Here is a 24,075-nt window from a genome sequence, read left to right as displayed (position 1 = left end):
GTAGCCCCCGGCGTGGGGTGTTGGAGGGGTGCCCCACCCGGGGCGCCCCCCCCGGGGGGGGGGGGGGGCGGCCCCGCGGCCGCCACTACCGGTGCGTGGCGATCAGAACTTCGCGTTCAACGAAATCCAGTAGCTGCGGCGCTGGTCCTTGGTCGCGTAGTCGTCCACGCAGCTGAACTCGCTGGGATTGAGCAGCAGGCACGACTGCGAAACGAAGTCCTTGTCGAACAGGTTGTTGACCCGCGCGTTGACCGTCAGCCACGGCGTGGCCTTCCAGCTGCCACCGAGATGGAAGATCGTGTAGTCCTCGTAATAGCGCACGTGGCGGGCGCCGGCACTGTCGATGAGGGTGTCGCGATAGCGGTCGTAGCGGCCTTCGCCGATCAGCGACAGGCTGATCGCTTCGTTGATCTGCCAGTTGAGGCTGGCGTTGGCCATGTGCTTTGCCGGCGTGGTGCCAGAGATCGGGCGTCCCTTGTCGGGGCCGCTGGTCTGCTCGCTCTTGGTCCACGTGTAGTTGCCGCGCAACTGCAGGTTGTCGAGCAGGTCGACATGACCGGCCAGTTCTGCGCCGCGGGTCTCGGCCTTGTCGATGTTCACGCTCTGGGTGAAGGTGCTGTAGCCCAGTGCCGCCCAGCCCGGGCCGATGTCCACGCAGTAACCGCTGCCGGCGCGGGCCACTTCGCAGTTCGGGAACGTGCCGCCGCTGGCGATCTTGTCTTCGAACTTGTTGAAGAAGCCGGTGACATTGAAGCCCCAGCGCTGGCCTTCGTAGTACGCGGCCAGCTCGTAGTTGGTGCTGGTTTCAGGCTTCAGGTTCGGCGAACCCACCAGCGGCAGCACGCCCTGGCCACCGAAGCCGGTGATGCCCGGGAACAGCTGGTCGGGACGCGGCGTCTTGTAGCCGGTGCTGACGCCACCCTTGAAGGTCCAGGCGTCAGTGGCGTTCCACACCAGGTAGCCGCGCGGGCTGACATGGCTGCCGAACACGTTGTGGTCGTCGTAGCGCAGGCCGAAGGTGGCGGTGAGGGTGTCGGTCAGCGACCAGTTGTCCTCGGCGAACAGCGCCCACATGCGGTGCTTCTGCTTGGTGTTGCTGCGGTAACCGGCGCCGTCCATGCCGAACACGCCGTCGATCATGTCAGTGTCGTTGTACTGGCCGCCGACGGTCAGCTTGTGCGCGCCGAAGTCGAGGTCGAGCATGGTGTCGAGCACGTAGCCTTCCAGCTCCATGGTGCGCAGCGGACGCGGCAGGAATGCCTGCAGGCGTGCCATTTCACTTGGGTTGAGGGCGGCCAGTGCATTGCCGCGGCCGGCCGCGCAGTTGTTGGCGCCGCCGGTGCGGCGGCAGACGTCGTTCCACAGTGTCTGCAGGTTGGCGCGTTCGTCCAGGGTCAGCGGCAGCGAGCGGCCCAGGTTGCTGCTCTTGCTGTGGGTCAGCGATGTCTGCCAGGTACCGAAGCTGTAACGGCCCTGGTGGGTCAGCGACAACTGGTCGCGCTCGTATCGCTGGTAGGCGGTGTAGCCCACGCGCGGCTGCACCACGCGGCGGGTGACGGTGCCGCTGCCGTTCGGGTTGGGGATGACGGCATTGCCGACGCGCCACAGGCTGGCCAGGCTGTCGAGGGTGCCGGTCTGGCCCTCGCTGTTGTCGTACTTCTGCCGCGACACGTCGTAGTCCAGCCACAGTTCGTGGTCATCGTTGACGTGGAAGTTCAGCCGCACACCGGTGTTCCAGTTGGTGTTGGCCACCGACTTGCCGCCGCCACCGAAGCCGATGCTGCGCTCCCACAGGCTGCCGTCTGGCAGGGTCAGTGCATCCCACTCCGGATTGGAGGCCTTGGCGTCGTAGTAGCTGCCGCGTACTGCCAGGCTCAGGCGGTCCTTGACCAGCGGGCCGCTGAGGTAGACGTCGGTGGTGCGTGCATCGCCGAACTGATCGTCCTGCTGCACGGTGAAGCCCTGGGTGAGCGCGCCGTGCCAGCTGTCCTGGTTGCGACGGGTGATGATGTTGATCACGCCGCCCATTGCATCCGAGCCGTACAGCGTGGACATCGGGCCGCGCACCACTTCAATGCGCTCGATGGCATCCAGCGGCGGCAGGTAGGCGAACTGGCCACCGCCGAAGTTGTTCGGATACAGCTGGCCGACATTGCTCTGGCGGCGGCCGTCGATCAGCACCAGGGTGTACTCGGAGGGCAGGCCGCGCATCGAGATGGTGGCACGGCCGTTCTTGTCGCTGGCTTCCAGACCGACGTCGATGCCTTCAACGTCGCGCAGCGCGTCGACCAGATTGGTGTACGGGCGCTTGCTGAGTTCTTCGCGGCTGACCACGCTGATGCTGGCGGGTGCATCGACCACCTTCTGCTCAAAGCCGGAGGCGGTGACCACCACCTTGTCCAGCGTCTGTGGCGCGCCGGAAGCGTCACCGTGGGCGAAGGCAGGGGCGGTCATGGCTGCCAGCACGGCGCTGGTCAGCAGGGTACGGGACAGGGACGAACGGACACGATGGCGCTGGGCCATGGCAGTAACCTCGAAGGATGCAGGGTGGTGCAATGCCAGGCGCGAACGGCGCGGCATGCACGGGGAGGCCCGGTCAGGGGCGGCAGGGATGAAGCAGGCAGCGGCGTGCGGGCACGACCGCGCAGGCGGTCACGCGGGGCCGTGATTCAGGCGAGCGGCGGCGCCTGGCCGCGTTGCTGGCGGCGCCCGGGCGCGTCGGCCCAGGGCGTGTCCGGAGCGGCCAGCGGCCAGTCCGGGCGCACGCCGGGCATGGCCGGCGTGGCGGGTACGAGTTCAAGCTCGGTGCGCAGCCATTGGCTGGCCAGCAGCAGCAGCGGGCGCGCCTTCTCGGCCGATTTCACCGGGGCGGCAGCACAGCGGCGCAGTTTGGCCGGTGCTTCTTCCTGCGGGGACGCTTCGCCACCGCGCTCTTCCAGCGGCATCTGCACGGCCATTCCGGCCTGGCCGTGTGGCAGCAGCGGCAGGGTGCCCAGCAGCAAAGCCAGCATCGCCACCCACGCCAGCAGGCTGGCCAGCGCAGGACGCTGACCGCGCATGGCGGTGCCCATCTTTCGATGGATGAGTGGGCGAGGGCGAAGCGGGCGCAGCAAGCAGGGGTCCCCAGGGGTCTGCCGGCAGCGGCCGGCATCAACGGGGCGTGATTGTAATGAGAGCTGTTAGCTGTTGCAAATGAGAATGATTGCCAGTTTGTCGCGGGTCGGCCGGGTGTGGCTCAGACTTCGCTCCAGCGTCGCAGCAGGTTGTGGTACACGCCGGTCAGCTGCAGCACCGCCTCGGCGTCACCGCCGGTCTGCCGCAGGCGCTCGATCGAGCCATCCATTTCCCACAGCAGGCGGCGCTGCACATCGTCGCGGATCATGCTCTGTACCCAGAAGAACGAGGCCACGCGCGCACCGCGGGTGACCGGCCGCACCTGGTGCAGGCTGCTGGACGGATACACGATCAGGTCGCCGGCCGGCAGCTTTACCTCGTGCTCGCCGTAGGTGTCGCTGATGATCAACTCGCCGCCTTCGTATTCGTCGGGCGCCGACAGGAACAGGGTGCAGGAGATGTCCGAGCGCAGCTGTTCACCGTTGGCCAGGTTCATCACCGCGCCATCGACATGGAAGCCGTAGGTGCCGCCGCCGCTGTAGCGGTTGAAGCGTGGTGGCAGGTACTTCAGCGGCAGCGCGGCGCTGAAGAACAGCGGGTGCCGGGCCAGTGCGACGAGGATGATCTCGCCCAGTTCGCGGCGCAGCGGTGAGGCCTCGGGTAGCTGCTGGTTGTGCTTGGCCTGCGCGCCCAGATGGCCGACGGTCTCGCGGCCATCGGTCCAGTCGGCGGCATCCAGTCGGCGGCGGAAGTCGGCCACCTGGTCTGCGCTGAGAATGTCGGGGATGTGCAGCAGCATGCGGGACTCCTCAGAGGGACGGCGGTGCGACCAGGGCGCGCACCTGCGGATGCGGCGACGCGGCCAGTTCCGGCACGATGTGCGCCATGAACGCCGGGCTGCCGTGGGCCAGTGCAAGCCGCAGCCAGTGCACGGCCTGCTCGATCTGACCGGCCTGCAGCAGGATGGAGGCGTAGTTGGCCTGGCCGCGGAAATCGCCGGTCTCGGCCGCGCGCCGGTACCAGCCCAGGGCGGCCTGCGGATCGCGTTCGATCTCCAGGCCGTCTTCGAGGTGGCGGGCCAGCAGGTTCATCGATTTGGCGTGGCCCAGGTGCGCGGCGCGGGTGTACAGGGCCAGCGCCTGCGCGCGGTCCTGCGGTACACCGCGGCCGGTGGCCAGCAGGTTGGCCAGGTTGTACAGGCCCCAGTCCAGCCCGCTATCGGCCGCGCGCCGGTACCACACCGCGGCCAGCACCGGATCGGGCGCGGTGCCCTGGCCCAGTTCGTGGCAGCGGCCCAGCATGTTCATCGCCATCGGCGCGCCGTTGTTGGCGGCGGTTTCGTACCAGAGCAGTGCCGCCGAGGCGTCCTGTGTGGTGCCTTTGCCTTCCATGTGCATCTGCGCGAGCAGCAGTTGTGCATCGACCTGTCCAGCCTGCGCGGCGTCGCGCACGCGTGCGAACGCGGCCTGCGGATCGTGCTGCAGCAGCTCGGCCAGGGCATCGCTGTCGATGGGGGTACGGGTTGCCATGAGGTGAGTATCGCCGGAAACAAAAACGGCGGCAGGAGAGCCTGCCGCCGTGGTGGAGCGGAGTTACATCAGAACTTCACGTTCAGTGCCAGGGTGGCCGAGCGACCCGGGGCGATGCTCGCGTAGTGCGAGGCATAGGCCTTGGTGAAGTAGGTCTTGTCGGTCAGGTTCTGCACGTTGAGCTGCAGGCTGATGTTGTCCTGGATCGCGTAGCTGGCCATCGCGTCGAAGCGGGTGTAGCTGGCAATCCACTTGGTGTTGGCGACGTCACCGTACTGCTTGTCCGAGTAGAACGCACCGGCGCCGATGGTCAGGCCGATCGGGAAGCGGTAGGTGGTCCACAGGTTGGCGCTGTGCTTGGCGGTGTTGGGGAACACGTTGCCGTTGTTCGGCGACGGCACGTAGATGCCGCTCGGGCAGGTGCGGCCCGATACGGCGCAGACAAAGCCGTTGTCCTTCAGTTCCGAATCCAGGTAGGTGTAGCCGCCGTACAGGCTCCAGGCATCGGTCAACTGGCCATTGAAGCCCAGCTCGAAGCCGTTGATTTCCTTCTTGCCGGCGTTCTGGCTGGTGCCGTTGTCGATGGTCACACGTGCGTTGTTCATCACGGTGTGGAAGATCGCCGCGGTCAGGTTCAGGCGGTTGTCGAGCAGGTCCCACTTGGTGCCGAGTTCGAGGTTCTTGGTGTCCTGCGGCTTGAGGTCGGCCACAGCCGCGCTCAGACCGTCGGAGCCGTCACCTCCGTCCATGCCCGGCGGGGTCGAAGAGGTGCCCCAGGACAGGTAGATGCTGCCGTTGGCCGCCGGCTTGAACACCACGCCGGCCTGGTAGTTCAGGAAGTCGTTGTCATTGCGCACGCGGGTCGGCGCCGCACCGGCCACCGGCGTGGTCAGGGTGGTGCGGAAGTCGTCGTAGCGCAGGCCGAGATTGAAGCTCCACTGTGCGTTGAGTTCGATGGTGTCGAACAGGTACGCCGAGGTGGTCTTGGTGCGCTGTTCGACGTCCAGCGCCTTGTCGCTGCGATACACCGCGTGGGTCGCAGCCCACGGATCGTTCGGGTTCGGATTGGCGAAGCTGGTGCAGTTGTAGCCGGTGGCCGCGCCGGTGGTCGGGCACTTGCTGTTGCCGGTCAGCGGGTTACTGGTGCCCGGGGTCATCAGGTAGCTGCCGCGGGTCATCTTCTCGTCGCTGTACTCCACACCGGCGCTGTAGCTGTGCTTGAGCGCGCCGGTCTGGAACGCGCCGGTCAGGCCCAGCTGGTCGGCGAAGCTCTTGACGTCGACGGCGCGGCTGTTGGTACGGCGCCACAAGGTGCCGTAGTTGTTCGGGTTGCCCTGGCTGTCGTCCGGCTGGGTCCACAGGTAGTCGTTGCTGGTGTTGCCCAGGCGCGCGATGTTGCGCAGCTTGTGGCCACCGAAGTCGTAGCTGGCGTCCAGGGTGCTGATGTCGGCGCGGGTGCGCTGGAAGTCACGGTCGACCAGGCCGTAGTAGTTGTTGCGGTCCGGCACCATCGGGCGGCCATCGACCCACTTCGAGGCCGGCGCACCGTTCGGATTACCGTACGGGAAACCACCTGCATCCGGCAGGTCATCGCTCTGCATGTGGTAGTGGCTGGCGATCAGCTGTGCCGGACCGTTCAGGCCGAACGCGATCGACGGTGCGATGCCCCAGCGGCTGACATTGGCAGCGTCGCGGCCGGCGATGTCCGACTCGTGCTTCATCAGGTTCAGGCGGGCGGCGATGCCATCGCCCAGCACGTAGTTGGCGTCCACGGTGCCGCGCGCGTAGCTGTCGGTGCCGATGCCCATGCTGGCGCTGGTTTCGTTCTTCAACTTCGGCGTCTTGCTTACCAGGTTCAGACTGCCACCACCGGAGTCACGGCCGCCGTAGGCCGAGCTCGGGCCCTTGACCACTTCCACCTGCTCCAGGTCGAAGATCTCGCGCGTCTGCGAGCCGACGTCGCGCAGGCCGTCGACGAACACGTTGCTCTGCGAATCGAAGCCACGGATGAAGGGGCGGTCACCGGTCGGGTTACCGCCTTCGCCGGCACCGAAGGTGATACCCGGGACCATGTGCAATGCGTCCTGCAGGTTGGTTGCACCGGTTTCGGCGATCAGCTTCTCCGAGACGATCGACACCGACTTCGGGGTGTCCAGCAGCTCGGCGGTGAACTTCGGCGAGGACGGATTGAACCAGCTGCCGCGCACCTGCACCTTGTCCAGGTCGGTGGCCTTGCGGGAGCTGGCATCGGCGCTGTCGGCGGCCTGTGCGGCCAGCGGTGCGAAGCCGGCGGCAAGGGTGGCGGTAGCGAGCAGGGAAACGCGCGGGGCGTGCTTGCGGGACGTGATGTGGGTCATGGTCTGGGTGGCGGTGGCTTGGATCGGGAAAGGGCGAGCGCGAGCCGGCGCAGATGGGCGTGCGGCGACAGGCGGGAGGTGGGTTCTGTAGAGCCGAGCCATGCTCGGCTGGCAGGAAACGCAATCAGGCGCACGGCAACGGCCGCAGGGCGCCTCAGCTGGCGTGCGGTGCGGGCGGAGCGTGGCCGGGGTTCAACCGCAGTGCGGGATCGTGCAGCTGCCAGCGCAGGGCGTCGGAGCGCCACAGCGGAACATGCGCGACCAGGGCGGCGCGCGCGGGAGCCAGTCCGGTACAGGGCGTGGTGCCCTCGCCATCCAGCGGCGGCTCCGGTGCTGGCGCGGCATGGTGCGGGCACTCGTCCGCCGGCGGGGCCGGCACCGGCATGACCTGCTGCAGATCTTCAGCGTGTGCCTGCCAGCCGTGGGTAGCCGGGTTGCTGCCGCGTCCTTCGTGCAGTGCCGACCAGCCCAGCAGCAGCGTCAGCAGCACGGCCACGAGCAGCGGCCACCCTTGACGGGCAAGCTGGCACAGCGTGGCGGTGGGCGCGGGCGAAGCCATGGCGCGGGGGCGAAGTCGTTACGAAGATGTTACGTAGAATAACATCAACGATAATGATTCGCATGTGCGGGGCGTGACGGGCCGCTGGGGCCGCCCCGGAGCGGCCTGGGGACGCCCTCATGACGTTCCGGTAGATCCACCCCATGGGTGGATGCTCTCCCGCGGGGCGCCCTCTGGGGGGGCTCTCTGGGCCGAGCGCCGCCTCAATCCCGGTCGTCGCGGGTCCAGACAGCGTCGTGCTCGCGCTTCACCGGAAACTTGGGCACAGGGCTGTAGGCCGGGGCACACAGGGCGCGGCCGTCACGCACGTCGAAGCGCGCGCCGTGCAGCACGCACTCCACACTGCCCTCGGTGGTGTTGAACTCGCCCGAGGACAGCTCGAACTCTTCATGTGTGCACTGGTCTTCCAGCGCGTACAACTCACCGTCGAGGTTGAACACCACGATCGGCGTGCCGGTTACCTCGTCGAACACGCTCTTCATTTCACCCGGCAGCAGCTCGGTGCTGGCACAGACGAAGGTCCAGGTATCGCTCACGCGGCGGCTCCGGCCAGCGGCTTTTCCAGGATCTCGAAGCGCAGGTCGTCGCGCTTGGGAATGCCGAAGCGTTCGTCGCCGTACGGGAACGGCTTCTTGATGCCGGTGCGCAGATAGCCGCGGCGCTCGTAGAAGGCGATCAGCTCGTCGCGCACGTCGATCACCGTCATCTGCATCACCGGCACCTTCCATTCGCGTGCGGCGTGGGCTTCGGCGGCGTCCATCAGCTGCTTGCCGACGCCGCCGCCCTGCTGGGCCGGATCGACCGAGAACATGCCGAAGTAGCCCTTGCCATCGACATCGGCGACGTGGGCGCAGGCCACCAGCTGGCCATCGCGCTCGGCCAGCAGGATGGTGGAGCGCGGGCGGTCCAGGTCGGCCTGGATGCCTTCAGCGTCGATGCGGGCGCCGTCCAGCAGGTCGGCTTCGGTGGTCCAGCCGGCGCGGCTGGCGTCACCACGGTAGGCCGAGGTGACCAGGGCGATCAGGGCGGGGATGTCGGCCGACGTGGCGGCGCGGAAGGTCAGGGTGCTCATGGGGACATTCTAGGTGGAGCGGGGAAGGGCGCGGGAGGCAGCCGATTGGGGTGGCTTTGCCGAGTTTGGCCAATGCGCGGGGTTGACGCCATCTTCATTATTCGTTCATATCCATGGTCAGCACCCGCCCACCGTGAAGCAACGCGTGGCTGTCTGCCGGAGTGGGTGCCGCCTGGTCGAAGGCCAACTGCCGTTCGGCGCAGGTGGGGCACACAGGGACGTCGATCCAGGGAGGATCTTCATGCAGTCTGGCCTCATTTCTCATCCGCGCGCCGCAACGGCTGCCAAGGGTCTGCTTCTGGGTGTCTTTGCCCTGTGCGTGCTGGCACCGGTCGGCGTTTCCGCCCAGATTGTTCCCACCTGGCGCCAGGAGTACGACAAGCGGCTGAAGTACGGGGACATTGTCGAACCGCTGAAGGGCGAGGTCTTCGGCGAGCAGGTCAACCTCTATGACGGTTCGATCAGCTTCAAGGCCACGGATGTTTCGATTCCGGGCAATGGCAGCCTGACGATGACCTTGGGCCGCAGCTATCGCGATGGCGATCGCAGTAGTGAGAGCCCATTCTCGGATTGGGATCTGGATATCCCGTCCATGTCCGGCGTCTATGGCGATCTGCCGGAGACCGCTGCTGTCGGCTATTGGGCGCCCGCTGCGCGCTGCAGTACGGTGGCGGCGCCTCCGTCACTGGAGGTCTGGAACCGTCGCCGCACCCAGACCGTAAATTTCTATCCCAATACTTTCTGGGATGGCGTGCGCCTCTCCCTGCCAGGTGGTGGCGGTGAGCCGGTCCTGGGAGGCAGCGGTGATGCGCGTCAGCCGCAGCCACAGTTTGGCGAACCGGCGCCTTGGAATACCAAGGGCGGCTGGACGTTCAGTTGCCTGACCGCCCTGAAGAGTGGACAGCCGGGACAAGGCTTCCTTGGGCATGCTCCCGACGGCACTAAGTACTACTTCGACTGGATGGTCGCCAAGCCCCACAACGGTGCAACGCTGCAACCCTACGGACCTGAAAGCAATGCACTGCTGAATCGAAAGCTTGTGTTCCTGTACCCATCGCAGGTTGTGGATCGCTTCGGCAACTGGGTGCGCTACGAGTGGAGCGGCGACCGGCTGTTGCGCATGGTTGCCAACGATGGCCGCGAGATCAGCCTGGCCTACAACGCGAAAGGACTGATCGCATCCGCAACCGCTGCAGGGCGCACCTGGATTTACGGGTACACGGAGGCCGATATCCTGCGGACAGTGACGCTGCCGGACGGAACCCAATGGGTCTACAACCTGCCGCCGCTGTCAGTCACCCACAAGTACGCCGACTACATCGGGCAGGGCATCTGGGAGTACATGGACTACCCGGCCACATGCTCGCGCGTCAACAAGATCGTGGCCAGCGAGATCACCCTGAGTATCCAGCATCCGTCGGGTGCGTTGGGAACGTTCCTGTTCCGTCCGTTCCGCCATGGGCGCAAGAATGTGAAGCTGGATTGCCAGACCTCTGGTGACAATCACCTGTTTGCCGATGGCTGGAACTACACGCCGGTCTACCGTGACGCAATGTCGCTGGTGGCCAAGACCATCAGCGGTCCGGGGATGCCTACTGCACAGTGGACCTATCAATACACCAATCTCAATGGTGCCTACGCTCAGGACCTGGGCGGTCCAGTAATCCCGGTAGGCCAGGCGGAGCCGAAGATCACTACCGAGACGTTGCCCGATGGTGTCGTTCGCGTCTACGAGTTCGGCAAGGAAGTTGCCTACAACGACGGCCTGTTGCTGTCCACGACAACGCGTGCGGGTGGCTCGGTCGTGCGCGTTGACCGCAACAATTACTATCCGGATGCCCAGCTGGATGCGGCACCCTTCCCGAAAGAGGCCGGCAAGGACTTCAAGTACGGTGCGAGCGATCTCAAGGCCCATTACAACCGCCCCGTTCAATCCACTGTTGTGGAACAGGATGGCGTGCAGTTCACCCGCACCGTGCAGGCCTTTGATGCATTTGCGCGCGAAGTCACCGTCGTCGAAGCGAATTCCGCTGGCCAGAGTCGCACCAGCAGCACCAGCTACTACGACAATCCCGCGCTATGGGTGAACGGCCAGACGGCGCGCAGTGTGCTCAATGGCATCGAACAGTCCCGCACCGAATTCGATACGGCCAAAGCACTGCCGCTGCGCGCCTACGCATTTGGCCGCCTGGCGCAGCAGGTGACCTATGCAGCCGACGGCACGGTTGCCTCGGTGGCCGATGGCCGTGGAAATACCAGCCATCTGTCGGGATGGAAGCGTGGTGTTCCGCAGCAGCTCCGCATGCCGGCCACGCCCGAAGCGCCCAATGGTGCGGTGCGCACGGTTGCCGTGGACGACAACGGTTGGATCACCTCGCTGACCGACGAAACCGGCGCAACCACCAGCTTCAGCTACGACAGCATGGGCAGGCTGCGCAGCCAGCAGTTCCCTGGCGGCGACAGCGTGAACTGGAATGGCGTAACCATGGACCTGCAGCGACTGAGTGGCGCGCAGCTGGGGGTGCCCGCCGGCGCATGGAAGCACTCGCGCACGCAGGGCGGGCGGCGCACGGATACCTACCTGGATGCGATGTTCCGCCCGGTGCTGGTGACCGAGAACGCCAACAACGTGCTGGACAGCGCCGTGGTGACCCGCTACGACACCAGCGGCAAGACCGTGTTTGCCTCGTATCCCACGCGGCAGCTCTCCGATATCAATGCCGCCCTGACCGGCACCACGACGCAGTACGACGCGTTGGGCCGCCCCACCGTGATCAGTCAATCGTCCGAGCTTGGGGCACTGGTTACCCGCACCGAGTACGTGGGCAACCTGTCGGTGAAGGTGACCACCCCCCGCGGCCAGGCCACGACCACTCGTCACCTTGCCTACGACCAGCCCAGCTACGAGATGCCGCTGACGCTGCAGCACCCGGAAGGCGTGGTGACCGAGATCCAGCGCGACACGCTGGGCAAGCCGCTGGCGATCACCCGCCGCAATGCAGACGGCAGCCAGTCGCTTACCCGCCGCTACGTCTATGACGGCTACCAGCAGCTGTGCAAGACCATCGAGCCGGAAACCGGTGCGACCGTGCAGGACTACGACGCGGCAGGCAACGTGCTGTGGTCGGCGGCCGGCACGGGTTTGACCAGCACGACCGACTGCAACCGCAGTGAAGCCCTGGCCAGCGGACGTGCGGTGAAGCGTAGTTATGACGCCGCCAACCGCCTGTCGACCCTGATCTTCCCGGATGGGCGCGGAAATCAGAACTGGTCCTACGCGCCTGATGGTCTGCCGGCCGAGATCAGCACGCAGAACGATCCGGCCCGGCCGATGGTCGTCAACCGCTACCAGTACAACCGCCGCCGCCTGCTCAGCGGCGAAACCCTGCAGCATCCGGATCTGGGAAGCCTGAGCCTGGTATATGGCTACGATGCCAACGGCACACTGGCCAGCAATACCTATCCGGGTGGGCGTGTCGTCAGCTATACGCCGGACGCACTGGGTCGGGCGACGACGGTCGGCGGCTATGCGAAGGAGGCCAGTTACTTTGCCAATGGCGCGTTGGCCCGCTTCGTGTATGGCAATGGGATCGTGCACACGTTGACCCAGAATGCCCGCGGGCTGCCCGACCGCAGCCGCGATGCCACCGCAGCGGCCGCAGTGCTGGATGACAGCTATGACTACGATGCTGGCGGCAACGTGATGGCCATTTCCGATGGCCTGCCCGGGGCGCCCGGTAACCGGGACATGACCTATGACGGCCTGGACCGGTTGCGGACGGTCACTGCACCGGGCTTCGGCAACGCATTGTATGAGTATGACGCGCTGGACAACCTACGCCGTGCCAAGGTCGGCAGCCGCGATCGTACGCACTACTTCGATCCGACCAATCGGCTGGTCAACGTGATCGAAACCGGAACCGGGGCAACCGTGACCGGTCTTGGCTATGACGTGCAGGGCAATCTTTCGGTGCGCAATGGTCAGGCTTTCGCGTTTGACTACGGCAACCGGCTGCGCGCGGCGGGAACAGCAGAGAGCTACGAGTACGACGCCCACGGTCGCCGGGTGAAGGCTGGTGCCAGTGGCAAGGGGGCAATCTACTCGTTCTACGACAACGGCGGCGTGCTGCGATTCCAGCGCAACGAACGTACCGGCAAGCAGACCGACTATCTCTACCTGTCAGGCAGCCTGGTTTCCCAGGTGCATGGTGAAGCGGCACCCAGCGTTCCCGCGCTGAGTGCGCCGGGCTACATCACCCAGGGCAGCGTGAACCTGACCTGGAGCCCGGCCGGTGGTGCCAACCGCTATGAGTTGCAGCGTGCCCTTGCGGGCACCTGGAGCACGGTCTTCGATGGCGCGGCGCAATCGTTCACCAGCACCGGCCTGGTCACGGGGACCTATCAGTTCCGCGTGCGCGGCTGTCGTGCGGTGTGTGGCGGATGGAGCAATGTCGCGTCAGTGGCCGTGGCATTGGCGCCATCCACCGTGCCGACCCTGAACGTGCCTGCCACAGCCTTCAACGGCAGCTACAACGTAGCTTGGTCTGCGGCTTCCGGTGCTGAGCGCTATGAGCTGGAGGAAAGCGCCAATGGTGGCGCCTGGGTCCAGGTGCATAACGCCATCGGTCAGTCCAAGGCCTTCAGTGGCAAGGCAGCGGGAAGCTACAACTACCGGGTTCGCGCATGTAACCCGGTGGGGTGCACGGGATACAGCGCCACGGCTGCGGTGACGGTCGTATATCCGCCTGCCACTGCGCCCGGACTCTCTGCGCCGGCACGCGCTGCGCCGGGCAGTATCGGCATTGGCTGGAACGGGGTGGCTGGTGCCACGCGTTACACCCTGCAGGAGAGTAGCAATGGTGGCGGATGGGTCACGCTGTTCGACGGCAACGCGGGTTCCTATGCCACCGCTGCGCGCGGTGTGGGCAACTATGGCTATCGGGTTGCCGCCTGCAATGGCGCGGGCTGCGGACCGTGGTCGGCTACGTCGACGGTAGCGGTGATCGGGCCGCCGACGATCGAGCCGGTGATCAGTGCGCCGGGCCTGGTGAACGTGCCGCAGTACAGCCTGAGCTGGTCGGTGCCGGCCAACAGCGAGAGCTTCGTGCTGGAGGAGAGTGCCAACGGTGGTGGCTGGACGGTGGTGCATAACGGCGGCGGGAACAGCTTTGGTGCCAGCCGTGGCAAAGGCAGCTACGCCTATCGCGTGAGGGCGTGCAATTTCGCGGGGTGCAGTCCGTACTCGGGAGTCGTGACTGTCGCGGTGGTGCTGCCGCCGGGGGCGACGAGTCTCTATCTAGCAGAGTGGTTGACGACCCGCAGGCCGCCCTATCAGGTCCAGTGCTCTGCAGGATGGAGTCTGGTGGCAGACGCAACCGAGTATCAGCTTGAAAGCGGTGGCGGTGGCAAGCGTCTTTACACGGGCCCCAAGACCTACGTGCAGTCGAATGGCGGGACCTACTGCGCGCATGAGTATCGCGTGCGTGCCTGTAATGCAGGCGGTTGCTCCCCATGGTCGGCCGAACGGCCGGTCACCCAAGGTGTACTGAGCTGGGACTAAGCCATGAATGGACTCTCTTCGCTGTTGATTCGGGCGGTACTCGCGGTGGTGGTGCTGGCGGCCTGCGTGGCTCCGGCAGTCGCCCAGGAAGTGGTCGAGTACATCCACACTGATGCACTGGGTTCACCGGTGGCGATCACCGATGCCAGCGGAAACGTCATCGAGCGTGCGGTGTATGAGCCGTATGGGGCGGTGGTGAATCGGCCGTTGAAGGATGGGCCGGGATATACGGGGCATGTGACGGACTCGGGGACCGGGCTGAGTTACATGCAGCAGCGGTACTACGACGCACAACTTGGGATGTTTATCTCAGTTGACGAGGTGACGCCGCATGATCAACAGCATGAACATTTCAACCGCTACTGGTACGCGCGTGGAAATCCGCAAAGGTACCTCGATTCGGACGGGCGAGCTCCAACTGACAAGGTTGAGCCGCCCCCAGAGACGACCACGCTGCCAACTGTCAACGCGATCGCTCCGCCAATGCCGATGCCTGTCGCGCCAGTGAGGGCAACGCCGACCTCCCTTCCGCGCATTTCTTTGCCAGCGCTGGGTGGATTTGTTGTCCCGCGTGTGGTCTTGTTGCCTGTATTGTTGCTAACGCCTAACGAAATGGGGGCGTCTCCATGCGAGATGCCCGGTGGCCCCCCCTGTGGCGAGTTGGCTCAGTACTCAAAGGGAAAAGAGAACGTCCGCGACTCGGGGCTTCGTGACCTAACGGATGAAGAAGTAAGTAGGCGTGCTCGACAGCCAGGAATTTCTGGCAAGGAGAAGCGGCGATATCAGACAGAGGAAAAGGCTAGAGGTCTTAGGAATAAAACAAAACGTGAAGAGAATGGGTGAGGTCTAGAATGTGGTACTGTGCTCATGCGGTATTTTTCTATCAATATGAAGGGCAGGATTCATTTGTCGTGCACGAGAATGTGTACTTGATTGGTGCGGAAGACGAAGAAAAGGCTATGTTTAAGGCGAAGTCGATCGCCCTTGAGTATGAGCAAATTGGTGTGGATAGCTATCTTGAATGTGATGGGAAAAGGGCGGAATACAAATTCTCGGGAATTAGGAAGCTGATTTCTGTTCAGGTTGATTCCGATGTTGCAGATTCTTCTGCAATTTGCTCTGGGGTGGAGCTCACTTACTCTGTGATGGAGGTTGGGAGTATTCTCGACGTTGAGAGAATTGCTCGCGGTGAATTAGTTGCTGTTAACTACATTGAGTGATGTGTGTTTCCAGTTTTTGCTTCTATGCCAGGGGGCTCGGTTTTTTTATCCATTGATTGGTTTTCCGTGATGGAAGTGGGGGCTGTGGTTTGCCGGGGTGCTGCTTTCTATGATGTGCCCATCGGCCAACAAGAAACGCCGTAGTTCCCTGCGGTGTTTGCATCTATCCCGTGCTTCTTCCGGAATATCACCCTGGCAACTTCCGCACCTTGGTCGGCGCGGTCATGAGCCGCTCGATCTCGACGTGCGTGTTGTAGAACGCCAGCGAGGCATGGCAGGTAGCCGCGACGCCGAAGTACTGCAGCAGCGGCCACGCGTAGCTCGGGCCCGAGCGCGCTTTCATTCTGTCAGGTCGGGCAGGGTTGCGAGGTCGTGGGCAAGCGCGCCATCGATCAGGAACAACACCACTGTGGCCTTCTCCGGCGCTTCGCCGAGGTTTCCCGTGGGGTTCTCGCACGTGCTTGACTCTGGTGAATCTTCATCCAAGCAACTTACGCACCGTGGTCAATGCGGTCATGAATCGCTCGATCTCGGCGTGCCAAGTCGAGCGGGGTGGCTAGGTCTTGCGCAAGCGCGCCATCGTTCAGGAACGAGACTACGGCAGCCTTCTCCAGCGCTTCGCCGATGCGATGCTGAACAACGATATGACGTCTCGGCATCGACTTAGCAATTTCATGGGGTTCTTCAGGGTCGAAGGGCGGCTTGACGCAAAGCGTCTTGATAAGCAACTCTCGGGAAAGTGACTGGGTTCGGTTTCGATGAAGATCAAAGTTCTTCTATCTGCTGCCTTATCGATGCCGCTTCTTGCCTCCTGTGTGCAGGACCGCAGTTGTCTTCTTCGGGTGGCCAACCAGGACCGCGACAGCTCCTCATCTCAGAAGATCCATGCTGATATGGATGAGGTAATACATTCGCGCCCTGTGGATGGGGCGCGGGAAGTGAATGCAGAGTTGGTGGTATCGCAGCTCGAACTCTCTCGGGAAGGTCGGAGAAATAGAAGGATCTTCTATGTATTGACTGATGGTGGCGGGAGATTATTGAATGCGGGGACTTGCGGTATTGACGAAGACCAGTGTGCCTCGGTCATTGTGAAGCGAATGATCGGGTTCTGTGAAAGGATGTAGATTGCGGGTGCGCTAAGTTTTGGGAGGGGTTTCAGTGAAGAATTCCCAAGTGCTTGATCGCTTTGGGCTGCTGGTCGATATTATTGTGGCGGTGCTTTGCTTGTTGGGGCTTACAGCCTGCGGCGGAAGAGATGAAGGTTTGGGTGTGGTCATAAATCATGGGTCGGGAAACGCAGCGGCTAATCACTACGCACTGGCGCTCGAGTCAGTTTTCAGTTCTTCCGAGAGTGTGCCGGAAGCGCAAATATGCAGGGTGCATTTAATTGATGTCAGGAAATCATTTGAACAGGCTGGAAGCGAAAGGGCGAGGGTATATTTCGTCTTGGCCGATCATCAAGGTGTCGTCAGGTCGGCGGACACCTGCGGGCTTCCTATGAATGAGTGCGTGACGATTATTGCCGAGAGGTCGAGGGTGGGCTGTCGGCTGGAAAAAGAGTTGGATCTCCACTGATTCGGGCGGTACTCGCGGTGGTGGTGCTCGTGGCCTGTGTGGTTCCGGCAGTCGCACAGGAATCCGTTTCCATGTTCGGAGGCTGCAAGAGATGGCGAAATGCAAGCTGGATGCTGAGTATTCAACCGCGTGGAGTGGTCGAATCCAATCATGCCTGGCTGCTGTGGTTCTTTCGCTGGGGTTGCAGGGTTGTGATTGGTTTTCGGATCCGGTGATTGTTGTAAAGAATGTTGGAAGGGACGTGATTTATGGCGTCAGCTTGGAGGTTGGTGGTGGTGTGGTAGGCGTAGGATCAATTCCTGTCGGTGAAAGTAGGGTTGTGAAGCCTGAGGTCGCTACTGATTCCTCACTTCTTGTAACTTACTACGAGAGCAGTATCCGCGTGGTTTGCCATGGGGATGTGTATTTTACGAATAATCTCTACGTCAAGATTGGGGTGGATGTGGGTGGAGGGGTTTGCCGTATTGCAGAAATTGCGGATTGATTTGGTCTGCGAAGCGTGTTTGACGAGTTTTTATAGCGGGGCGCCAGGGTGAAGAGCGATGAAAAGCCTTGTTGAAAGCTTCCCCATTTGGACTTCCATCATTCTAGGTGCCATGTGGATAAACGCATTTGCGGCTCACAGGATGTTGCTTAAAATCGAGCGTGAACGGCCGGAAGTACTCGCTGCAGTCGGAATCATCAAGGTTGATTGGTGGCTTAGGTGCTTGCGCGGTATTGCAGTGCTTGCCCTTACTTCCAAAGGGCAGACGCTCCATCAGGGGGACCGGTGGGTGTTGAGGGGCGTCGTGATGATGTACGTCTTCTTGATTGCCTCCGGGGTATCCATGCTTGTTGGCATGTAAAAGACGGCGCCTCAAGGCCGTTGATGGTGGATGGATCGGCGTTACGGTGAGATTGCCCGTTCCTGGCATCACTCGGTGTTTCCCGGTCACGCCTCTGCTTGCTTGCGTCCAGCGCGCAATAAAAGAACGCCGCAGTTTCCTGCGGCGTTCTTGTACTTTCCTGGTTCTGGCGAATCCTCAGCCCAGCAGCTTGCGCACCTTGGTCAGCGCGGTCATGAAACGCTCGATCTCGGCGTGCGTGTTGTAGAACGCCAGCGAGGCACGGCAGGTAGCCGCGACGCCGAAGTACTGCAGCAGCGGATGCGCGCAGTGCTGGCCAGAGCGCACGGCCACGCCTTCCAGATCCAGAAGGGTGGCCAGATCGTGCGCATGCGCGCCGTCGATCAGGAACGAGACCACGGCGGCCTTCTCCGGCGCTTCGCCGATGATGCGCAGGCCGTCAACGCGGCGCAGCTCTTCGGTGAAGTGCGCCAGCAGTTCGGCTTCGCGTGCTTCCACGTTCTCCTGGCCAAGCTGCTGCAAGTAGTCGGCAGCCACGCCCAGGCCGATGAAACCGGCGATGTTCGGGGTGCCGGCTTCGAACTTGTGCGGGGCATCGTTGAACACGGTGCCGTCGAAGCTGACTTCCTTGATCATCTCGCCGCCGCCGAGGAACGGCGGCATCGCGTCCAGGTGCTCGCGGCGCGCCCACAGTGCGCCGGTGCCGGTCGGGCCGCACATCTTGTGGCCGGTGATGGCGTAGAAGTCGCAGCCTATCGCGGCGACGTCGACCTTGCGGTGCGGCACGGCCTGCGAGCCATCGACCACGGTGATGATGCCGCGCTTGCGCGCTTCGCGGCAGATCTCGCGCACCGGATTGACCGTGCCCAGCACGTTGGAGACATGAGTAACCGCCAGCAGCTTGACCTCCGGGGTCATTGCCGCGCGCAGCGCATCCAGATCGAGTGCGCCGTCAGGCGTGATCTCGGCCACGCGGATGGTGGCGCCGGTACGCTGCGCGACCAGCTGCCACGGCACGATGTTGGCGTGGTGCTCCATGCGCGTGATCAGGATCACGTCACCGGCCTTCAGCCGTGGCAGCGCCCACGAGTAGGCCACCAGGTTGATGGCGAAGGTGGTGCCACTGCACAGCACCAGGTCGCTGGGACGCACGTTGAGGAAGCGCGCCAGCTTGTTGCGTGCGCCTTCGTAGGCATCGGTGGCCTCGCTGCCCAGTGCATGCACCGCACGGCTGACGTTGGCGTTGTAGCGGCGGTAGAACTCGTCCACCGCGCCGATCACCTGCACCGGCTTCTGGCCGGTGTTGGCATTGTCGAAATAGACCAGCGGCTTGCCATGCACTTCACGCATCAGCAGCGGGAAGTCGAGGCGGACGCGGTCCCAGTCGGGGGCGCCGGCGCGTTCTTCGATCGGTCGCGGCGTGGACAGGTTCATGCCACACCCGCCTCGGCGAGGGCCTTGTCCAGGCGACGTGCCAGCTGCGCACGCAGCGCGTCCGGCAGGACCTTCAGCGGCTCGTGGCAGAACGCGGCGCTCAGCAGAGCCTGCGCCTGTGCCTGCGGCAGGCCACGCGAGCGCAGGTAGAACAGCGCATTGGCATCGAGCTGGCCGACGGTCGCGCCGTGCGCGGCCTTCACTTCATCAGCGTCGATCACCAGCGTCGGCTGGGTGTCGATCTCGGCATCGGCCGACAGCAGCAGGTTCTTGTTGGACAGGTTCGCGTCGGTGCCATCGGCGCCTTCACGGATCTGGATGCCACCATGGAACACCACGCGGCTGCGGTTGGCGGCGACGCCGCGCCACAGCAGTTCGCAGGCGGTATCGCGTGCGATGTGGTCGATGCCCAGGCGGGTTTCGACGTGGCGGCGGCCATTGCCAAGCAGCACGCCGTTGGCGGTCAGCTGGGCATTGTCGCCTTCCAGGCGCACGTTCAGTTCATGGCGGCTGAGCGCGGCGCCCAGTTCCAGGTCGACGCGGTGGTACTGCGCGTCGCGGGCCAGCACCGCGTCGGTGCGCAGGAAGCTGGTCTGGCGCGCGCTGCCTGCCTGCACGCGGGCGTGCTTGAGCACGGCATCACGGGCGACGTGGGCATGCAGCACGGTGTTGTCCAGGTGGGCGGAGTCACCCACGCTGAAGCGGTGCTCGACCACGCCCAGGCTGGCGCCGGCACGCAGTTCGATCAGGTGACGGTGGTGCCAGGCCAGGTCGGTGTCGCTGGCGACGCTGGCGAATACCAGCTGCAGCGGCGTTTCGACCTGCACGCCTTCATCCACGCGCAACACCACACCTTCATCGGCCAGCGCGGCATTCAGGCGGGCGAAGATCTCCTCGCTGCGTTCGTAGCGGCGGCCAAGGAAACGCACGGCGTCTTCGCCGGAGGCCAGTGCGGCCGACAGCGGCTGCAGCTGCACGCCGGGCGGCAGGGCCTGCACGTCGCTCAGCGCGGCATCCAGGCGACCGTTGACGAACACCAGGCGCGGCGCCGGGATGTCGTCCAGCAGCGTGGCGTCCAGCGCCGGACCCTGCAGCGGTGCCGCAGCGAACGCACGGCGTTCAAGCTGGCGCAGCGAGGTGTACTTCCAGGCTTCGTTGCGGGCGGCCGGCAGGCCGTCGCGCAGGGCCGCATCCAGCACTTCGCGGCGCGCATCGCTGCCGCAGAAGGCCTGGGCCATCGAATCAAGCAGGGCGCTCATCAGACCGCCGCCTCGGGCACGACCCGGTCCTTCAGGAAATCATAGCCGTGCGCTTCCAGTTCCAGCGCCAACTCCGGGCCGCCACTCTTGACGATGCGGCCATCGGCCAGCACGTGCACCACGTCCGGCTTGATGTAGTCCAGCAGGCGCTGGTAGTGGGTGATGACCAGGAACGAGCGGTCGGCGGCGCGCAGTGCGTTGACGCCGTCGGCCACGCTCTTCAGCGCGTCGATGTCCAGGCCCGAGTCGGTTTCGTCCAGGATCGCCAGCTTCGGTTCGAGCACGGCCAGCTGGAAGATCTCGTTGCGCTTCTTCTCGCCACCGGAGAAGCCTTCGTTGACGCCACGGTGCAGCAGTTCGTCCTTCAGGTGCAGCACGGCCAGCTTCTGGCGCACCAGCTTGAGGAACTGCATGGAATCGAGTTCTTCCTCACCGCGCGCCTTGCGCTGGGCGTTCAGTGCCGCGCGCAGGAAGTAGGTGTTGTTCACGCCCGGGATTTCCACCGGGTACTGGAACGCCAGGAACAGGCCGGCAGCGGCGCGCGCTTCCGGGTCCTGCTCCAGCAGGTCGACGCCGTCGAACTGCACGCTGCCTTCGGTCACTTCGTAGCCGTCGCGGCCGGCCAGGACATTGCCCAGGGTGGACTTGCCGGCGCCGTTCGGGCCCATGATGGCGTGCACCTGGCCGGGCTGGACGTCCAGCGACAGGCCCTTGAGGATTTCCTTGTCGCCGATGCGGGCGTGGAGGTTTTCGATCTTCAGCATGGTGGGGGTTTCCGTGGGGCGGGCCGCGGCCCGCCGGTAAAGAGAATGCGTTTGCGAGGGGCAGGGGCGGGCGGTCAGCCCACCGAACCTTCCAGCGAGACTTCCAGCAGCTTCTTGGCTTCCACCGCGAACTCCATCGGCAGTTCGCGGAACACCTGCTTGCAGAAGCCGTCGACGATCATCGACACCGCGTCTTCCTGGCTGATGCCACGGGCGCGGCAGTAGAACAGCTGGTCGTCGGAAATCTTCGAGGTGGTGGCCTCGTGCTCGACGGTGGCGCCCGGGTTCTTCACCTCGATGTAGGGGAAGGTGTGCGCGCCGCACTGCTTGCCGATCAGCAGGGAATCACACTGGGTGTAGTTGCGCGCGCCATCGGCATTGCGGTCCACACGCACCAGGCCGCGGTAGGTGTTCTGGCCGCGGCCGGCGCTGATGCCCTTGCTGACGATCTTGCTCTTGGTGCGCTTGCCGACGTGGATCATCTTGGTGCCGGTGTCGGCCTGCTGGCGGTGATGGGTCAGCGCCACGGAGTGGAACTCACCGACCGAGTCGTCGCCCAGCAGCACGCAGGACGGGTACTTCCAGGTGATCGCCGAGCCGGTTTCGACCTGGGTCCAGGTGACCTTGCTGCGCGCACCACGGCACTCGGCACGCTTGGTGACGAAGTTGTAGATGCCGCCGACGCCGTTCTCGTCGCCCGGGTACCAGTTCTGCACGGTGGAGTACTTGATCTCCGCGTCTTCCAGCGCGACCAGCTCGACCACCGCAGCGTGCAGCTGGTTCTCGTCGCGCATCGGCGCGGTGCAGCCTTCCAGGTAGGACACGTAGGCCTTGTCCTCGCACACGATGAGGGTGCGCTCGAACTGGCCGGTGTGGCCGGCATTGATGCGGAAGTAGGTGCTCAGTTCCATCGGGCAGCGAACGCCTTTGGGAATGAACACGAAGCTGCCATCGGAGAACACCGCCGAGTTGAGCGCGGCGAAGTAGTTGTCGCCCACCGGCACCACGGTGCCCAGGTACTGGCGGACCAGTTCCGGGTGTTCCTTGATGGCCTCGGACATCGAGCAGAAGATGATGCCCTTCTCGGCCAGTTCCTTGCGGAACGTGGTGCCGACGGACACCGAGTCGAACACCGCGTCCACCGCCACGCCGGCCAGCTTGGCACGCTCGTGCAGCGGCACGCCCAGCTTGTCGTAGGTGTCGAGCAGTTCCTTCGGCACGTCATCCAGCGAGGCGTACTTCGGGCCCTTCGGCGCGGAGTAGTAGCTGAGCGCCTGCAGGTCGATCGGCGCGATCTCCAGCTTGGCCCAGTCCGGCATCGGCATGGTCAGGAAGTGGCGGTAGGCGTCCAGGCGCCACTGCGTCATCCACTCCGGCTCTTCCTTCTTGGCCGACAGGGCACGGATGGTGTCCTCGTCCAGGCCCGGCGGCAGGGAGTCCGATTCGATCTCGGTGATGAAGCCGGCCGAATACTTGCGGCCGAGCTGCTCGTGGATCTCGCGGTTGGGGGTGTCGTCGTGGGCGACGTTTTCGATGGTTTCGGTGGCCATGGGGGGGCTGCCTACGGATCAGGAGACGACGTCGACAGCGATGGTGCGGCGCTGTTCGTCATCGGCAAGGGGGAGAGGGGGCAGGATCTGCGCAAGGGTGACATCGCGCAGGGCCTCGGAGACCACGTCGTTGATCAGCCGCCAGCTGCTGCGCGCGCCGCACTTGGGCGCCATGCCGCACTGGTGGTGGTCGTGGCTGCATTCGGTCAGGGCCAGTGGCCCTTCCATCGCTTCGACCACTTCGAACAGCGAGATCTCGATGGCCGGGCGGGTCAGGCGGTAGCCGCCACGGACGCCGCGCAGGCCTTCAACCAGGCCGGCCTGGGCCAGCGGCTTGAGCACCTTGCTGACGGTGGGCGGCTCCAGACCGGTGAATTCGGCCAGCTCGGTGGCACTGAGCACCTCGCCCGGACGGGCGGCGAGCACGGTCAGCACGACGGTGGCGTAATCGGTGAGTTTGGTGACGCGCAACATGGGGATGCGAGTGGTTCTTAAAGCGGACTGAAATTGTACGCTTTTATTCGCCACCATCCAACCCGGGCATTCAGCCGGCGCTGGGGCCGGGCCGGGAGGACACACCGGGGCCGGTGCCAGGGCGCAATGCTGCGCCAACGGGGTGATTTTCGCAATCACCCGGAATGGGCGAGAATCCCTGTTCCATTCGCTGCAAACAGCCCGTGCCGATGCCGAAGAAGATCCAAGCCCGCAAGTCCGCCATCCATGGCAACGGCGTGTTCGCCGTGGCCCCGATCAAGCAGGGCGAGCGCGTGATCCAGTACAAGGGCCTGCTGCGCAGCCACGGCGACGTTGATGCCGATGACAGCGGCGACGTCGAAAGTGGCCATACCTTCCTGTTCACCCTCAACGACGACTGGGTGATCGATGCCAACTACAAGGGCAATGACGCGCGCTGGATCAACCACAGCTGCGACCCGAACTGCGAGGCGGTGATCGAGGAAGACGAGGACGGCGACAGCCGCGGCGACAAGGTGTTCATCGAGGCGCTGCGTGACATCAAGGCCGGCGAAGAGCTGACCTACAACTACGGCATCACCCTGGCCGAGCGCCACACCGCCAAGCTGAAGAAGATCTGGGAATGCCGCTGCGGCTCGCCCAAGTGCACCGGCACCATGCTGCAGCCCAAGCGCTGACCCGCAGCGGGTAGTGGGGGGGGCGGGGGGGGGGCGGGCGGGGGGGGGGGGCGGGCGCGGCCCGGGCGCGGCGGGACGGAGCCCCC

The 24,075-nt window shown here is 64.4% G+C and carries 21 protein-coding genes and 2 pseudogenes; 8 read left to right on the top strand and 15 right to left on the bottom strand.

Features of this window, described 5'->3' with window-relative positions; all coding sequences use genetic code 11:
• Window positions 1–102: 102 nt before the first annotated feature.
• From V3B64_RS09290 to V3B64_RS09255, 8 genes are all read right to left on the bottom strand, one after another.
• The gene (locus tag V3B64_RS09290) at window positions 103–2,523 is read right to left on the bottom strand and encodes a TonB-dependent receptor (RefSeq protein WP_329914004.1); all 2,421 of its coding nucleotides are present in this window, start codon (window positions 2,521–2,523) and stop codon (window positions 103–105) included.
• Window positions 2,524–2,669: 146 nt separating this feature from the next.
• Window positions 2,670–3,071: a hypothetical protein gene (locus V3B64_RS09285; RefSeq protein WP_329914003.1), complete on the bottom strand. Its 402-nt coding sequence runs from the start codon at window positions 3,069–3,071 to the stop codon at window positions 2,670–2,672.
• A gap of 164 nt (window positions 3,072–3,235) precedes the next feature.
• Window positions 3,236–3,913: a Fe2+-dependent dioxygenase gene (locus V3B64_RS09280; protein ID WP_094002066.1), complete on the bottom strand. Its 678-nt coding sequence runs from the start codon at window positions 3,911–3,913 to the stop codon at window positions 3,236–3,238.
• A 10-nt stretch (window positions 3,914–3,923) separates the two neighbouring features.
• Window positions 3,924–4,643, bottom strand: a complete 720-nt coding sequence (locus tag V3B64_RS09275; protein ID WP_329914002.1) for a tetratricopeptide repeat protein — start codon at window positions 4,641–4,643, stop codon at window positions 3,924–3,926.
• A gap of 68 nt (window positions 4,644–4,711) precedes the next feature.
• Window positions 4,712–7,000: a TonB-dependent siderophore receptor gene (locus tag V3B64_RS09270; protein WP_329914001.1), complete on the bottom strand. Its 2,289-nt coding sequence runs from the start codon at window positions 6,998–7,000 to the stop codon at window positions 4,712–4,714.
• Between the two features lie 154 nt (window positions 7,001–7,154).
• Window positions 7,155–7,559: a hypothetical protein gene (locus tag V3B64_RS09265; protein ID WP_329914000.1), complete on the bottom strand. Its 405-nt coding sequence runs from the start codon at window positions 7,557–7,559 to the stop codon at window positions 7,155–7,157.
• Window positions 7,560–7,762: 203 nt separating this feature from the next.
• Complete coding sequence (locus tag V3B64_RS09260) at window positions 7,763–8,095, bottom strand: non-heme iron oxygenase ferredoxin subunit (protein WP_329913999.1); 333 nt, start codon at window positions 8,093–8,095, stop codon at window positions 7,763–7,765.
• The gene (locus tag V3B64_RS09255; protein WP_121503989.1) at window positions 8,092–8,631 is read right to left on the bottom strand and encodes a GNAT family N-acetyltransferase; all 540 of its coding nucleotides are present in this window, start codon (window positions 8,629–8,631) and stop codon (window positions 8,092–8,094) included. Before V3B64_RS09255 ends, V3B64_RS09260 begins: the two co-directional genes overlap by 4 nt.
• Window positions 8,632–8,872: 241 nt before the next feature.
• Between V3B64_RS09255 and V3B64_RS09250 the strand changes: the two genes are divergently transcribed.
• From V3B64_RS09250 to V3B64_RS09240, 3 genes are read left to right on the top strand one after another with little or no spacing between them, the layout of a single operon-like run.
• Window positions 8,873–14,191, top strand: a complete 5,319-nt coding sequence (locus V3B64_RS09250; protein ID WP_329913998.1) for a wall-associated protein — start codon at window positions 8,873–8,875, stop codon at window positions 14,189–14,191.
• A gap of 3 nt (window positions 14,192–14,194) precedes the next feature.
• Window positions 14,195–15,034 carry an RHS repeat-associated core domain-containing protein gene (locus tag V3B64_RS09245; protein ID WP_121503987.1) on the top strand — a complete coding sequence of 280 codons (840 nt, stop codon included), beginning with the start codon at window positions 14,195–14,197 and terminating at the stop codon, window positions 15,032–15,034.
• Window positions 15,035–15,042: 8 nt separating this feature from the next.
• Window positions 15,043–15,411, top strand: a complete 369-nt coding sequence (locus V3B64_RS09240) for a DUF4288 domain-containing protein (RefSeq protein ID WP_121503986.1) — start codon at window positions 15,043–15,045, stop codon at window positions 15,409–15,411.
• 187 nt (window positions 15,412–15,598) lie between these two features.
• Here the strand turns inward: V3B64_RS09240 and V3B64_RS09235 are convergent.
• Window positions 15,599–15,834: pseudogene (locus tag V3B64_RS09235) on the bottom strand (aminotransferase class V-fold PLP-dependent enzyme); the annotation flags it as partial.
• Window positions 15,835–15,889: 55 nt separating this feature from the next.
• Window positions 15,890–16,022 (bottom strand): annotated as a pseudogene (locus V3B64_RS09230) (cysteine desulfurase CsdA); the annotation flags it as partial.
• A 147-nt stretch (window positions 16,023–16,169) separates the two neighbouring features.
• On the opposite strand from V3B64_RS09230, the gene V3B64_RS09225 reads away from it, so the two are divergent.
• From V3B64_RS09225 to V3B64_RS09210, 4 genes are all read left to right on the top strand, one after another.
• Window positions 16,170–16,535, top strand: a complete 366-nt coding sequence (locus tag V3B64_RS09225) for a hypothetical protein (RefSeq protein WP_329913997.1) — start codon at window positions 16,170–16,172, stop codon at window positions 16,533–16,535.
• Window positions 16,536–16,569: 34 nt separating this feature from the next.
• Window positions 16,570–16,986 carry a hypothetical protein gene (locus V3B64_RS09220; RefSeq protein ID WP_147427832.1) on the top strand — a complete coding sequence of 139 codons (417 nt, stop codon included), beginning with the start codon at window positions 16,570–16,572 and terminating at the stop codon, window positions 16,984–16,986.
• Between the two features lie 91 nt (window positions 16,987–17,077).
• The gene (locus V3B64_RS09215) at window positions 17,078–17,470 is read left to right on the top strand and encodes a hypothetical protein (protein WP_147427830.1); all 393 of its coding nucleotides are present in this window, start codon (window positions 17,078–17,080) and stop codon (window positions 17,468–17,470) included.
• 58 nt (window positions 17,471–17,528) lie between these two features.
• On the top strand, window positions 17,529–17,831 hold the full coding sequence (locus V3B64_RS09210) for a hypothetical protein (protein WP_121503984.1): 303 nt from the start codon (window positions 17,529–17,531) through the stop codon (window positions 17,829–17,831).
• A 177-nt stretch (window positions 17,832–18,008) separates the two neighbouring features.
• On the opposite strand, the gene V3B64_RS09205 is transcribed toward V3B64_RS09210, so the two are convergent.
• From V3B64_RS09205 to V3B64_RS09185, 5 genes are all read right to left on the bottom strand, one after another.
• Window positions 18,009–19,265 (bottom strand): cysteine desulfurase, encoded by a 1,257-nt coding sequence (locus V3B64_RS09205; RefSeq protein WP_121503983.1) that lies wholly within the window; start codon window positions 19,263–19,265, stop codon window positions 18,009–18,011.
• Window positions 19,262–20,524, bottom strand: coding sequence for a Fe-S cluster assembly protein SufD (gene sufD, locus V3B64_RS09200; RefSeq protein WP_121503982.1), 1,263 nt, complete (start codon window positions 20,522–20,524; stop codon window positions 19,262–19,264). Before sufD ends, V3B64_RS09205 begins: the two co-directional genes overlap by 4 nt.
• Window positions 20,524–21,288, bottom strand: a complete 765-nt coding sequence (gene sufC, locus V3B64_RS09195; RefSeq protein ID WP_019337095.1) for a Fe-S cluster assembly ATPase SufC — start codon at window positions 21,286–21,288, stop codon at window positions 20,524–20,526. The genes sufD and sufC overlap by 1 nt, the downstream gene beginning before the upstream one ends.
• Window positions 21,289–21,362: 74 nt before the next feature.
• Entirely contained in the window at window positions 21,363–22,838 is a 1,476-nt protein-coding gene (gene sufB / locus V3B64_RS09190) for a Fe-S cluster assembly protein SufB (protein ID WP_043396952.1), read from the bottom strand.
• Between the two features lie 18 nt (window positions 22,839–22,856).
• A complete protein-coding gene (locus tag V3B64_RS09185; protein WP_005408436.1) occupies window positions 22,857–23,312 on the bottom strand; it encodes an SUF system Fe-S cluster assembly regulator in 456 nt (151 codons plus the stop codon).
• A 209-nt stretch (window positions 23,313–23,521) separates the two neighbouring features.
• Between V3B64_RS09185 and V3B64_RS09180 the strand changes: the two genes are divergently transcribed.
• Window positions 23,522–23,989: an SET domain-containing protein-lysine N-methyltransferase gene (locus tag V3B64_RS09180; RefSeq protein WP_012479369.1), complete on the top strand. Its 468-nt coding sequence runs from the start codon at window positions 23,522–23,524 to the stop codon at window positions 23,987–23,989.
• Window positions 23,990–24,075: the final 86 nt, after the last annotated feature.

It is taken from the genome of Stenotrophomonas sp. SMYL86 (genome assembly GCF_036320025.1).
Classification (GTDB): Bacteria; Pseudomonadota; Gammaproteobacteria; order Xanthomonadales; family Xanthomonadaceae; genus Stenotrophomonas; species Stenotrophomonas maltophilia_A.
This window is presented reverse-complemented; position numbering and strand designations above follow the sequence as displayed.